This window comes from Parasynechococcus sp. (assembly GCF_045559935.1).
Classification (GTDB): Bacteria; Cyanobacteriota; Cyanobacteriia; order PCC-6307; family Cyanobiaceae; genus Parasynechococcus.
In genome coordinates this window covers 410,398-423,356 of sequence record NZ_JBJLJL010000008.1, presented here as the reverse complement: position 1 = coordinate 423,356, position 12,959 = coordinate 410,398, and the positions used below count along the sequence as shown (strand labels likewise).

Sequence of the window (12,959 nt, the reverse complement as noted above, 5' to 3'; positions counted from 1 at the left end):
CAGTCTCCATGTCCCGTCTCCAGCAGCTGCCCGTCGCTCTGCAGCGCAGCCTCGAGCAGCGTTCGGCGCTCAAGGTGATCGCCGGCCTGATGAACTTCGATGCGGCCAGCGTCGCGCGTGTGGCTCGTGCAGCCGGCCATGGCGGGGCTGATCTGATCGACGTGGCCTGCGATCCGGAACTGGTGTCGCTGGCGATCCGTGAGTCCGGTGGTGTGCCGGTCTGCGTGTCTTCGGTGGAGCCGGAGCAGTTTCCAGCGGCGGTTGCAGCCGGTGCGGTGATGGTGGAGATCGGCAATTTCGATGCCTTCTATCCCGAGGGCCGCGTGTTCGGCGCTGAGGAGGTGCTGGCCCTCACCCGTCGCACCCGGGAGCTGCTGCCGCAGGTGGTGCTCAGCGTGACCGTGCCCCATGTGCTGCCGCTGGACCAGCAGGAGCAGCTGGCTGTGGATCTGGTGGCGGCCGGAGCTGACCTGATCCAGACCGAGGGCGGCACCAGTGCCAGGCCCTTCAGTGCCGGCAGCCTCGGCCTGATCGAGAAGGCGGCTCCCACCCTTGCGGCGGCTCACTGCATCAGCCGGGCTGTGGATGTGCCCGTGCTCTGTGCGTCCGGACTTTCGGCGGTCACCCTGCCGATGGCGATTGCCGCTGGTGCCGCAGGCGTCGGTGTCGGCTCTGCGGTGAACCGCCTCAGCGATGAGCTGGCGATGGTGGCCGTGGTTCGCGGTCTGCGGGCAGCGTTGCTGCAGGCCGTCCCCAGCCGTGTCTGAGTCGCCCCGGTTGCTGACAGCGGAGGGCTTGATTTCTACGTTGAGCGTCGAGTCCTCCCCCACGGTTCGAAAATGATCGGTTGGTTGCTGCAGTGGCCCGTCAGGGCTTTGGTGTTGCTGCTTGTGGGAGCGCTCCCTCTCGGCGTTGAGATGGCGAGCTTCGGCACGGCGCTCTCGTCGGCCGTGGTGATCGGCCTGCTCGGCACGCTGCTGATCCTGCCCCTGAAGCTGATCCTCGCTCTGCCCTGGGCGGTGGCCAGTCTTGGGGGTCTGATCGCACCGATCACCTGGTTGTTCAACTGGCTGATCACCGTGGTGTTGTTTGCTATGGCGGCGCGGATGATCAATGGCTTCAGCCTGAAGAACGGCCTTTCCAGCGCCGTGTTCGGAGCCGTGGCCTACGGCGTGATCAGCGCCATCGTGATCAACGCCCTCGGCCTGGCGGATGTGGACTTCACTCGCGCGGCATTGCCCATAAGCTGAGCGACCGCCACGCCGGCGTTCATGCCTGCCTTCGACCTCACGGCGCCTTACTCCCCCAAGGGGGATCAGCCGACGGCGATCCAGCAGCTGGTGAAAGGCGTCAACGGCGGCGAGCGTTATCAGACCCTGCTGGGAGCCACCGGCACGGGCAAGACCTTCACGATGGCGAATGTGATCGCCAAGACCGGACGACCGGCGCTGGTGCTCGCTCACAACAAGACGCTGGCCGCGCAGCTGTGCAATGAGCTGCGGGAGTTCTTCCCCGAGAACGCCGTCGAATACTTCATCTCGTACTACGACTACTACCAGCCGGAGGCCTACGTTCCGGTCAGCGACACCTACATCGCCAAGACCGCGTCGATCAACGAGGAGATCGACATGCTGCGTCACTCGGCGACCCGATCCCTGTTCGAACGGCGCGACGTGATCGTGGTGGCCTCGATCAGCTGCATCTACGGCCTGGGCATCCCCAGTGAATACCTCAAGGCCGCGGTGAAGTTCGAGGTGGGGGAAACGCTCAATGTGCGCCGTCAGCTGCGCGAGCTGGTGGACAACCAGTACAGCCGCAACGATGTGGAGATCGCCCGGGGGCGTTTCCGGATCAAGGGGGACGTGCTGGAGATCGGCCCGGCCTACGAAGACCGGCTGGTGCGCATCGAGCTGTTCGGCGACGAGGTGGAGGCGATCCGCTACGTGGACCCCACCACCGGTGAGATCCTCCAGAGCATCGATGCGGTGAACATCTACCCCGCCAAGCACTTCGTGACGCCCAAGGATCGTCTCGAGTCGGCGATCGGCGCCATCCGCAGCGAACTGCGGGAGCGGCTGGAGGTGCTCAATGCCGAGGGCAAGCTGCTGGAGGCCCAGCGCCTGGAGCAGCGCACCAAGTACGACCTGGAGATGCTGGGGCAGGTGGGTTACTGCAACGGCGTGGAGAACTACGCCCGTCATCTGGCCGGCCGGGAGGAGGGTTCTCCGCCGGAGTGCCTGATCGATTACTTCCCCAAGGACTGGCTGCTGATCGTGGACGAGAGCCACGTCACCTGTTCGCAGCTGCAGGCGATGTACAACGGCGATCAGGCCCGCAAGAAGGTGCTGATCGAGCACGGCTTCCGCCTCCCCAGCGCTGCCGACAACCGGCCGCTGAAGGGGGAGGAGTTCTGGGAGAAGGCCAGTCAGACCGTGTTTGTGAGTGCCACCCCGGGCAACTGGGAGCTGGAGGTGAGCGGTGAACAGGTGGCCCAGCAGGTGATCCGCCCCACCGGCGTGCTCGATCCGATCGTGGAGGTGCGGCCCACCACCGGTCAGGTGGATGACCTGCTGGGAGAGATCCGCGACCGGGCCGCGAAGCAGCAGAGGGTGCTGGTGACGACCCTCACCAAGCGCATGGCGGAGGACCTCACCGACTACCTGGCGGAGAACGAGGTGCGCGTGCGCTATCTGCATTCGGAGATCCACTCGATCGAGCGGATCGAGATCATTCAGGACCTGCGCCTGGGTGAATACGACGTGCTGGTGGGCGTGAACCTGCTGCGGGAGGGGCTGGACCTGCCGGAGGTGAGCCTGGTGGCGATCCTCGATGCGGACAAGGAGGGCTTCCTGCGGGCGGAGCGTTCGCTGATCCAGACCATCGGCCGGGCGGCACGCCATGTGGAGGGTGTGGCCCTGCTCTACGCCGACAACCTCACCGATTCCATGGCCAAGGCGATTTCGGAGACCGAGCGCCGCCGGGCGATTCAGCAGGCCTACAACGAGAAGCACGGTGTGGTGCCCACCGCCGCCGGCAAGAAGGCCAGCAATTCGATTCTCAGTTTCCTGGAACTGAGCCGCAAGCTGAAGCAGGACGGCCCCGATGCCGATCTGGTGCAGGTGGCCGGCAAGGCCGCCAAGGCCCTGGAGGAGGACCCCGATGCCGGCATGGCCCTGGAGGCGCTGCCGGAGCTGATTGAACAGCTGGAAGGGAAGATGAAGGAGGCGGCCAAGAAGCTGGACTTCGAGGACGCCGCCAACCTGCGCGACCGCATCAAGCAGCTGCGTCAGAAGATGGCGGGCAAGGTCTGAAGCGTCAGGCGGCCAGAGGCAGGTCGTCCTGATCGAGACGATCGAGAACCTGGCGGGCCCGCAGCACCACGCTTGGGGGCACACCGGCGAGTCGGGCTGCCTCGATGCCGTAACTGCGGCTGGCGCCACCGGCACTCACTTTGTGCAGGAACACCAGGTCATCGCCGGTCTCCTCCACCAGCACCTGGAAATTCACCACGTTGCTCCGTTCCCGTGAGAGGGCGTTGAGCTCGTGATAGTGGGTGGCGAACACGGTGCGGGCCTGCAGATCGCCCGCCAGGTGCTCGCTCACGGCCCAGGCGATCGAGAGACCATCGAAGGTGGCGGTGCCGCGGCCGATCTCATCGAGCAGCACCAGGGAGCGGTCTGTGGCGTGGTGAAGGATGTTGGCGGTCTCCGCCATCTCCACCATGAAGGTGGACTGGCCGGCCGCCAGATCATCCACGGCGCCGACGCGGGTGAAGATGCGATCCGCCAGGCCGATGCGCGCCGACCGCGCCGGCACCCAGCTGCCCACCTGGGCCAGCAGCTGGATCAGCCCGAGCTGCCGCAAATAGCAGCTTTTGCCGCTGGCATTGGGGCCGGTGAGCACCACCAGGTCCTGGCCATCCCCGAGGGTCACGTCGTTGGGGGTGAAGGCTCGCTCCACCAGCAGCTGCTCCACCACGGGATGGCGCGATTCCTCCAGTTTCAGCACCCGGTCGTCGCTGATCTGCGGGCAGCAGTAACCGCTGGTGGCGGCCACCTCCGCCAGGCCGCAGAGGGCGTCGAGGGCCGCCACGGCCCGGGCGGCGCGACGGATGGCTTCCGCTTCCGCGCCCACCTGCAGCCGCAGCTGACAGAACAGGTCGTATTCGCGTTGGCAGGCGCGGGCCCTCAGCTGGAAGATGCGCCCCTCCCGCTCCTTCAGGTCCGGCGTGATGAAGCGTTCCTCGTTGGCCAGGGTCTGGCGGCGGATCCAGTGGTCCGGCACGGCGGTGGCCTTGGCTTTGCTCACCGCCAGGAAGTAGCCGAAGGTGCGGTGGTATTGGAGCCTGAGGTTGTTGTTGCCGCTGAGGCGGCGTTCCTGCTGCTCCTGCTGCGCCAGCCAGGCGTCCTGGTCGTCGAGCTGATTGCGCAAGCCGTCCAGCAGCGGGTCGACCCCGTCGTGGATCAGGCCTCCATCGTTGAGGGAGAGAGGAGGTGTCTCGAGCAGTTGTTCCCGGATGCTGCTGGCCAATGCCGAGAGCGCCGGATCCAGGGCCTGCAGCAGCGCGATGCCGTCGGGCAGCGGAGCGGCATCGCTCTCCAGCAACGTCGCCAGCCGCGGCAGGCGTTCGAGGCCATCGGCGATCGCCACCAGATCACGGGCACCGGCATGGCCTGCGCCGGCGCGTCCCGCCAGCCGTTCGAGATCGCCCATCGGTCGCAGCAACCGGCGGATCGCCTGCCGCTGACGGCGTTGCTCCACCAGCCGGCCGATCAGTTGCTGGCGGGCTTCGATGGCAGCCCGCTGCATCAGGGGTGCCTCGATCCAGCGCCGCAGGCTGCGGCCTCCCATGGCGGTGAGGCTGCGGTCCACCGCCCAGAGCAGGGAGCCCTGGAACTGGCCGTCCCGCTGGGTGGCCGTGAGTTCCAGGTTGCGGCGGGTCTGAGCGTCCAGCACCAGGGCGTCGCCGCTGTGCACGATGTGAGGCCGCTCCAGCGGCACCCGGCTGGCCTCCTCGAGGGGCTGGGTGTCGCGCAGATAGGCCAGCAGGCCGCCGGTGGCCCGCAGCGCCAGGGGCAGCTCCTGCAGGCCCAGACCGTCGATGGTGGCCAGTTGGTAGTGCAGCAGCAGCGCCTGCTCGGCTTCCGGCCGGCTGAAGGGCGTGCTGGGCATCGGGGTGAGCTGCAGCCGATCGGGGCACCAGGCCGGTCGCTCGCCGGGTTCGCTCCAGAGCAGTTCGGAGGCCTCCAGCCGGCTCAGTTCCTGATGCAGGCTGTCGCTGCCGTGGCGCTGCATCAGCTGCACCTCGCCGGTGCTCACATCGGCGCTCACCAGCCCCCATCGGAACGGTGTCTGCCGGGTGGCCGGCTCCACCACCACGGCCGCCAGCCAGTTGTTGCGGCGGGCACTGAGCAGCCCCTCCTCCAGCACGGTGCCGGGGGTGAGCACCCGGGTGATGTCCCGTTTCAGCAGGGCTCCCTTGGCCGGGGTGGTCTCCAGCTGATCGCAGAGGGCCACGCAGCAGCCGCGGCGGATCAGTTCGGCGCAGTAGCGCTCGGCGGCGTGATGGGGAATGCCCGCCATCGGCACACGGCCGATGGCTTTGCCCCCCTCCTTGCCGGTGAGCGTGAGTTCCAGCAGGCGGGAGAGCTGGATCGCATCCTCGAAGAAGCACTCGAAGAAGTCCCCGAGGCGATAGAGCAGCACCCGCTCGGGGTGGGCCGCCTTCAGCTCCACGTAATGGCGCAGCATCGGCGTCAGCTGCTGCGGATCCACCTGGCTGTGGTGGGCCCAGGCGGGCAGGTCGTCGTCGTCTTCTTCGTTCTCGTCCGCTGTGCCGGCGGTGTCCGGGCTGGGGGCGCTCGGCTCCGGCTGCCGCCGGCGGCGGGGTCTGGCGGCGGCATCGGCCCCGAGGGCCGCATCGCTGAGGTCGCCGGCGGCGTCAGAGGCTGGCTCCGCTGCGGCCTCAGCCGGTTCCGGTTCGCCGAACAGGCTGCCCTGCAGGGCCAGTTCCGGCTGGGGATCAGCGGATCTCGGCACGGTTGCTCGGACGCAGGCCCGATCGTAGGGGCGTCGGCTTGTGAAGACTGCCGAAACCGCTCTCAGGCCGCGGGTCCGTCATGTGAGAATCGCCCCACGACCGGTTCACCCATGCAGTACCTCAACACCCTCACCGTGTTTGCCCTCGTGGTGGCGTCCTTCGCTCTGATCGTTGCGGTGCCGGTGCTGTATGCCTCCAGTGAGGACAGCGGCCGTTCCAATCGGTTGATCCTTCTGGGCAGTGCCGTGTGGGTGGCCCTCGTTCTGCTCAACTGGGGAGTGAGCTTCTTCGTCGTCTGAGGACCGTATGGCCACCTTCGAGGGACGTTTCACCGATGCGTCGGGACTGCGCATCGCCGTCGTGGTGGCCCGTTTCAATGATCTGGTCACCGGCAAGCTGCTGAGTGGCTGCCTGGATTGCCTGGCCCGTCATGGCGTGGATACGTCGGCGACGAGCTCCCAGCTCGATGTTGCATGGGTGCCTGGATCCTTCGAGCTGCCGGTTGTCTCCCAGCAGCTGGCCCGCAGTGGCCGTTACCAGGTGCTGATCACCCTCGGAGCGGTGATCCGCGGCGATACCCCCCACTTCGATGTGGTGGTGGCGGAATCGAGCAAGGGCATCGCCGCTGTGGCGCGCGACACCGGGGTGCCGGTGATCTTCGGGGTGCTCACCACCGACACGATGCAGCAGGCCCTGGAGCGGGCGGGCATCAAGAGCAACCTGGGCTGGTCCTACGGCCTGCAGGCGCTGGAGATGGGATCCCTGATGGCGTCGCTGTCTGCGGCTGATTGACCAGCGGCCCCGCCGTGGTGCATGATCTTCTGGTCGCAGGGAACACACCCCGCACAGGCGACCTGCGGATGTAGCTCAGTGGTAGAGCATCTCCTTGCCAAGGAGAGGGTCGAGAGTTCGAATCTCTTCATCCGCTTGTTTGACGCCGCCGGATCAGCAGCTGCTGAGGCTCGGCATTGCTGAACCCCAGCTGCTGGTAGAAGCCGGCGCTGTTCGTGGTCATCAGGTAGATGCGCTCCACCTCCTGCAGGTCTGGTGCTTCCAGCAGCGCTTCCACCACGCGGCGCCCGAGGCCGCGGCCCTGAAGATCTCCGGCCACCACGATGTCCCAGAGCACGGCGCGGTAGCGCCCGTCGCTGGCGGCCCGCCCGAAGCCCACCAGCCGCTTGCCGCGCCAGAGGCTCACCACCACCGGGCTGCCGGCCAGCATCCGGCGCAGATCGCCGCTGGAGCGCTGGCGGGCCCAGAAGGCGTGCTTGTTGAACAGGCGCTGCAGTTTCAGCAGCCCCCGGCTCGGCCGCAGGCCCGGCCCCAGGCCCAGCCAGCGCAGGCCGGGGGCACCGGGGGCATGACGGACCAGGCGGAAGCGTGTCATCCGTCCATCTTTCCAGCGCGCCGGAATGGGCGTCCTAAGGTCGCTGGAGCGCATCCTTTCCCTGGCTCTGGCTGATCAATCCCCAACAGGACGCTTCTGCACTTGATTTAGCGCACAACACAGCAATCATTCATTGATGAAGGTTTAAAGCCAAATCCCATCAAAGACGTCTGTCAATTACCACTTGAAATGCAGGAGGGGTCATATCTATCCTCTTGTTTTTGTTATTAATGGACTCAGCATAGTGCCGCCGATTTATTTGAATTATTTCATGATCCAGGTTTGAGGTTGCAGGCGTTAGCCTCGCTGAATGCATGTTAAACACGATGCAAAGATGAGGTTTTCCCCTTTAGCATTCTTGAAGATAGGTTGTGTGGATGTTGCATCCATGGAGAGTGATTCCGTGAAATTTTTAATTCCAAACTTTATGTAGTTTGGCTGGCTGTTTCGCTGCGGAAGGCTAATTTTCCGGCTTGTTTCCAGCGTTTTTGAGACGCACGCGTTATGGGTACTTGAGTCGGGCTGCCCTATATCAGAAGGTTCAGGCGGAACGTTGTGACTGTGCTGGCCTTGTCAGTCGTTCTGCTGGGTAGGCTTTCACTGCAATTCTGGTAGCTGCCGACACCATGCTCAAGCTCCTGCTGGGTGACCCCAATGCCCGCAAGCTGAAGCGCTACCAGCCGATCGTCACCGATATCAGTGTCCTCGAAGAGGACATCGCGCCTCTCAGCGACGACGATCTCCGCCGCCGCACGGCCGAATTCCGCGAGCGGCTGGACAATGCCGGCACGCTTGAGAATCAGCGGCCGGTGCTGGATGAGATCCTGCCGGAAGCCTTCGCGATCGTCCGTGAGGCCGGCAAGCGCGTGCTGAGCATGCGCCATTTCGATGTGCAGCTGATCGGCGGCATGGTGCTGCACGAAGGCCAGATCGCCGAGATGAAGACCGGCGAGGGCAAGACGCTGGTGGCCACACTGCCCAGTTACCTCAATGCCCTCACCGGCCGCGGCGTGCATGTGGTGACGGTGAACGACTACCTGGCTCGCCGCGACGCCGAATGGATGGGCCAGGTGCACCGCTTTCTGGGCCTGTCGGTGGGGCTGATCCAGCAGGACATGCGACCGGAGGAGCGCCGCCGCAATTACGCCTGCGACATCACCTACGCCACCAATTCCGAGCTGGGGTTCGACTACCTGCGGGACAACATGGCGGCCGACATCAGCGAGGTGGTGCAGCGCCAGTTCCAGTACTGCGTGATCGATGAGGTGGATTCGATCCTGATCGACGAAGCCCGCACGCCGCTGATCATTTCCGGTCAGGTGGAGCGCCCTCAGGAGAAGTACCAGCAGGCCGCTCAGGTGGCCGAATCCCTGGAGCGGTCGGCCGAGATGGGCAAGGACGGCATCGATCCCGAGGGGGATTACGAGGTGGATGAGAAGCAGCGCAGCTGCACCCTCACCGATGAGGGCTACGCCAAGGCGGAACAGATGCTGGGGGTGCAGGACCTGTTCAATCCCCAGGACCCCTGGGCCCACTACATCACCAATGCCCTCAAGGCCAAGGAGCTGTTCGTCAAGGATGTGAACTACATCGTCCGCGATGGCGAGGCCGTGATCGTCGATGAGTTCACCGGTCGCGTCATGCCGGGTCGCCGCTGGAGCGATGGCCAGCACCAGGCGATCGAAGCCAAGGAAGCTCTGCCGATCCAGCCCGAGACCCAGACCCTGGCCTCGATCACCTACCAGAACTTCTTCCTGCTCTATCCCCGTCTGGCCGGCATGACCGGCACGGCCAAGACCGAAGAGGTGGAGTTCGAGAAGACCTACAAGCTTGAAACCACGATCGTGCCCACCAACCGGGTCCGGGCCCGTCAGGACTGGGCGGATCAGGTGTACAAGACAGAACCGGCCAAGTGGCGCGCCGTCGCCAACGAAACCGCGGAGATTCACCGCAAAGGCCGGCCGGTGCTGGTGGGCACCACCTCCGTGGAGAAGAGTGAGCTGCTCAGCTCCCTGCTGGCGGAGCAGCAGATTCCCCACAACCTGCTCAATGCCAAGCCTGAGAACGTGGAGCGCGAGTCGGAGATCGTGGCCCAGGCCGGCCGTGCCGGCGCCGTCACCATCGCCACGAACATGGCTGGCCGCGGCACCGACATCATCCTGGGTGGCAACAGCGATTACATGGCCCGCCTCAAGCTGCGGGAGGTGCTGCTGCCCCGCCTGGTGCGCCCGGAGGATGGCCACAAGCCCCCGGTGCCGCTGCAGCGCAGCGCAGCGGCCGGTTTCTCGGAGGCCCCCCAAGCGCCGGCGCGCAGCAGCGAGAGCCTGTTCCCCTGCACCCTCACCGATGACACCGATCAGCTGCTGGGGCAGCTGGCCCGCGATCTGGTGGCGGCCTGGGGGGATCGGGCCCTCACGGTGATCGAGCTGGAGGAGCGCATCGCCACAGCGGCCGAGAAGGCTCCCACCGACGACCCTCAGATCCAGTCCCTGCGGGAGTCGATCGCCCGGGTGCGGGCGGAATACGACGCGGTGGTGAAGCAGGAGGAGGAGCGGGTGCGTGAGGCGGGAGGTCTGCACGTGATCGGCACGGAACGGCACGAATCCCGCCGCGTCGACAACCAGCTGCGGGGCCGTGCCGGCCGCCAGGGAGATCCGGGCTCCACCCGCTTCTTCCTCTCCCTTGGCGACAACCTGCTGCGCATCTTCGGCGGCGACCGGGTCGCCGGCCTGATGAACGCTTTCCGGGTGGAGGAGGACATGCCGATCGAGTCCGGCATGCTCACCCGCTCTCTGGAGGGGGCTCAGAAGAAGGTGGAGACGTACTACTACGACATCCGCAAGCAGGTGTTCGAATACGACGAGGTGATGAACAACCAGCGCCGCGCTGTGTATTCAGAACGCCGCCGTGTGCTGGATGGCCGCGCCCTGAAGAAACAGGTGATCGGCTACGGCGAGCGCACGATGAACGAGATCGTGGAGGCCTATGTGAATCCGGATCTGCCGCCGGAGGAATGGGATCTCGATCAGCTGGTGAGCAAGGTGAAGGAATTCATCAACCTGCTGGAGGATCTCACCCCGGATCAGATCCAGGGCCTGGGCATGGAGGAACTCAAAGCGTTCCTTCAGGAGCAGCTGCGCAATGCCTACGACCTCAAGGAAGGTCAGATCGAGCAGCAGCGTCCCGGCCTGATGCGGGAGGCCGAGCGGTTCTTCATCCTCCAGCAGATCGACACCCTCTGGCGGGAACATCTGCAGGCGATGGATGCCCTGCGTGAGTCCGTCGGCCTGCGGGGCTACGGCCAGAAGGATCCGCTGATCGAATACAAGAACGAGGGCTACGACATGTTCCTCGAGATGATGACCAACATGCGCCGCAATGTGATCTACTCGATGTTCATGTTCCAGCCGGCCCCTCCTCAGGCGGAGTCCGCCTGAGGCCAGCGGGCGTCGTGGAGGCTTCCACTGTGCTAATCCGAACCGGCATGATCTGTTGGTTTGAGGCTGAAAAACGGGGCTCGATGCTCACATTCCCTCAGTAGCGAGACAGAAAAGGTGATCCACGCTTTCCAGGGCCCACGGGTACATTTTTTGGCTCTATTCTCATTCCTAAAGTTGTAGTTAGAGCCTGCGGGACCCCAACGACCATCGCTATGAGCTGAGTCATCCTCAGATCAAGCATTTCTGGGAGTGGGGCTGATCAGGTTCAGCCGGTGTTCTCCCCCAGGAATTCAAGAATTTCCCGGTCCTTGAGGCTCTGGGCCTCGCCGCGGCAGACCTCCCGCACCTGACGCCCGGCTGCCACCTCCTGGAGACAGCGCTGCAGATTGAGCACCGTGCTCTCCAGCTCATCGATCCGCTCCATCAGATTTCGGATCACATTCGCCTCGGCATCGGGCAGGGCGGAGTGAGCCAGGGGATTGATCCGCACCCCGCTCTGGTGGATCACCCGGCCTGGGATGCCAACCACGGTGCAGTCCGATTCCACGTCGCGCACCACCACCGACCCGGCTCCGATGCGGGTGTTGGCACCGATCGTGATCGCGCCGAGCACCTTGGCGCCGGCACCGACCACCACGTTCTCCCCCAGGGTGGGGTGGCGCTTGCCGTGCTCCTTGCCTGTGCCGCCCAGGGTGATGCCCTGATACAGCAGACAGCGGTTGCCGACCTCAGCGGTTTCACCGATCACCACACCCATGCCGTGGTCGATGAACACGCCGCGGCCGATTCGGGCGCCGGGGTGAATCTCGATGCCGGTGAGGGCGCGACCCAGCTGACTGATGCAGCGGGCCAGCAGTTTCAGCGGCAGCCGGCAGCGCCAGAGCGAATGGCTGAAACGGTGCAGCGTCAGCGCATGCAGGCCCGGATAGCAGGACAGGATCTCCAGCCAGCCGCGGGCAGCCGGATCACGCTCGCGGATGATCGCGAGATCGGCGCGGATGTGATCGAACATCGCGGGGGTGTCAGCTGGCGGCCGCTGGGGTCTGCAGGCCGATCTCCTTGCGGAGCAGTTCGATCGTATCGGTGCTGAGGTAGCTCTCGGCGCAGTGCACCTGGGGCATGCGCATCAGCTGCGAGCGGTTCTGGCGCAGACTCTGCTCCACCAGCGGCAGGCTTGGGCGATCGCACAGCACGTGGCTGGAGGCCCGCAGCAGCGCCAGCAGGCGGCTGCCCACATCCGGGGTGGCGGTCATCAGCAGCAGTTCGTTGCCGCGCATCGAATGGAGGATCACCTCCGCGGCCCGCAGAATGCCGGGGCTGATGCTCACCAGGCCCACGCAGCTGCCGGGGCGGAGTTCCTTCAGCATCGCCAGTTCCTGGCGGAAGTCGTTGAGATCCACGGCAACGGCACGCACCCCGTGCTTCTTGGCCAGGTCCTCCACCGGCTGCAGGAAGTAGCGGCTGGTCACCACGGTGCCGTTGCTGGAACTCTCCAGCACGCTTTCCAGCTCTTCCATCGGCACCACTTCGACGGGCACATCGAGGCAGGGCTCGAGTTCCTCGGAGATCAGCATCGACGCGCCGATGTCTTCTCTGGGTGTGCTGACCAGCACCCGGGCGCCGCAGCGCAGCCGCCAGTCGATTTCACGGGTGAGCATCTCGCGGGTCTGCTGCAGGGTGCAGCCGGCGTTGAGCAGACCGTCCACGCATTTGCGCACCTCGCGATCGAGGTCGGTGACGCCGCGGTTGCGGATGTGGGGAGGGGTGCGGATCTCCCGTGGTTTCTGCTGATCGCGCACATAGATGCCGGATCCGGCCATCGCTTCCACCACACCGTCGGTTTCCAGCTGCCGGTACACCTTGCTGATCGTGTTGCGGTGCAGGCCGGTCTGCATCGCCAGCTGGCGCGTGCTGGGCAGCCGGTGGCCGGGGGGGTAATGCCGGGCCGCGATGGCGAAGCAGATCTGGTTGTACAGCTGGGTTGATGCCGGAATGTCGCTTTCCTGCTGGATGTGGAATCGCACGCCGGTGGGCCAGGTCGGAATGCGGCCACCATAAGGACCGGAACCCGCGGTGACAATTGGGTGTGTGT

General features: G+C 65.4%; 10 protein-coding genes and 1 tRNA gene. 7 read left to right on the top strand and 4 right to left on the bottom strand.

What is annotated here, in order from left to right; all coding sequences use genetic code 11:
* The first annotated feature begins 8 nt into the window (after nt 1–8).
* The 3 genes from ACJ0G7_RS06745 to uvrB all read left to right on the top strand — a co-directional run bounded on the left by ACJ0G7_RS06745 (nt 9) and on the right by uvrB (nt 3,311).
* Nucleotides 9–767 carry a DUF561 domain-containing protein gene (locus ACJ0G7_RS06745; RefSeq protein ID WP_407395500.1) on the top strand — a complete coding sequence of 253 codons (759 nt, stop codon included), beginning with the start codon at nt 9–11 and terminating at the stop codon, nt 765–767.
* Between the two features lie 72 nt (nt 768–839).
* Nucleotides 840–1,250: a phage holin family protein gene (locus ACJ0G7_RS06740; protein ID WP_407395499.1), complete on the top strand. Its 411-nt coding sequence runs from the start codon at nt 840–842 to the stop codon at nt 1,248–1,250.
* A 21-nt stretch (nt 1,251–1,271) separates the two neighbouring features.
* Complete coding sequence (gene uvrB / locus ACJ0G7_RS06735) at nt 1,272–3,311, top strand: excinuclease ABC subunit UvrB (RefSeq protein ID WP_043694113.1); 2,040 nt, start codon at nt 1,272–1,274, stop codon at nt 3,309–3,311.
* Between the two features lie 4 nt (nt 3,312–3,315).
* Here the strand turns inward: uvrB and mutS are convergent, their stop codons facing one another.
* Complete coding sequence (mutS, locus tag ACJ0G7_RS06730; RefSeq protein ID WP_407395498.1) at nt 3,316–6,039, bottom strand: DNA mismatch repair protein MutS; 2,724 nt, start codon at nt 6,037–6,039, stop codon at nt 3,316–3,318.
* Between the two features lie 111 nt (nt 6,040–6,150).
* Here mutS and psbZ point away from each other — a divergent pair, with 111 nt between their 5' ends.
* The 3 genes from psbZ (at nt 6,151) to ACJ0G7_RS06715 (ending at nt 6,968) form a co-directional block, all read left to right on the top strand.
* The gene (gene psbZ / locus ACJ0G7_RS06725) at nt 6,151–6,339 is read left to right on the top strand and encodes a photosystem II reaction center protein PsbZ (protein ID WP_043694118.1); all 189 of its coding nucleotides are present in this window, start codon (nt 6,151–6,153) and stop codon (nt 6,337–6,339) included.
* 7 nt (nt 6,340–6,346) lie between these two features.
* Nucleotides 6,347–6,832, top strand: coding sequence for a 6,7-dimethyl-8-ribityllumazine synthase (gene ribH, locus ACJ0G7_RS06720; RefSeq protein ID WP_043694121.1), 486 nt, complete (start codon nt 6,347–6,349; stop codon nt 6,830–6,832).
* Between the two features lie 64 nt (nt 6,833–6,896).
* Nucleotides 6,897–6,968, top strand: a tRNA-Gly gene (locus ACJ0G7_RS06715).
* Here the strand turns inward: ACJ0G7_RS06715 and ACJ0G7_RS06710 are convergent.
* On the bottom strand, nt 6,960–7,427 hold the full coding sequence (locus tag ACJ0G7_RS06710) for a GNAT family N-acetyltransferase (protein WP_052378322.1): 468 nt from the start codon (nt 7,425–7,427) through the stop codon (nt 6,960–6,962). The genes ACJ0G7_RS06715 and ACJ0G7_RS06710 overlap by 9 nt on opposite strands.
* Nucleotides 7,428–8,053: 626 nt before the next feature.
* On the opposite strand from ACJ0G7_RS06710, the gene secA reads away from it, so the two are divergent.
* The gene (gene secA / locus ACJ0G7_RS06705; protein WP_407395497.1) at nt 8,054–10,864 is read left to right on the top strand and encodes a preprotein translocase subunit SecA; all 2,811 of its coding nucleotides are present in this window, start codon (nt 8,054–8,056) and stop codon (nt 10,862–10,864) included.
* A 268-nt stretch (nt 10,865–11,132) separates the two neighbouring features.
* Here secA and cysE read toward each other — a convergent pair whose 3' ends face one another.
* Both cysE and ACJ0G7_RS06695 read right to left on the bottom strand, forming a co-directional pair.
* Nucleotides 11,133–11,879, bottom strand: a complete 747-nt coding sequence (gene cysE, locus ACJ0G7_RS06700; protein ID WP_043694176.1) for a serine O-acetyltransferase — start codon at nt 11,877–11,879, stop codon at nt 11,133–11,135.
* A 10-nt stretch (nt 11,880–11,889) separates the two neighbouring features.
* Nucleotides 11,890–12,891 (bottom strand): GntR family transcriptional regulator, encoded by a 1,002-nt coding sequence (locus ACJ0G7_RS06695; protein WP_043694179.1) that lies wholly within the window; start codon nt 12,889–12,891, stop codon nt 11,890–11,892.
* Nucleotides 12,892–12,959: the final 68 nt, after the last annotated feature.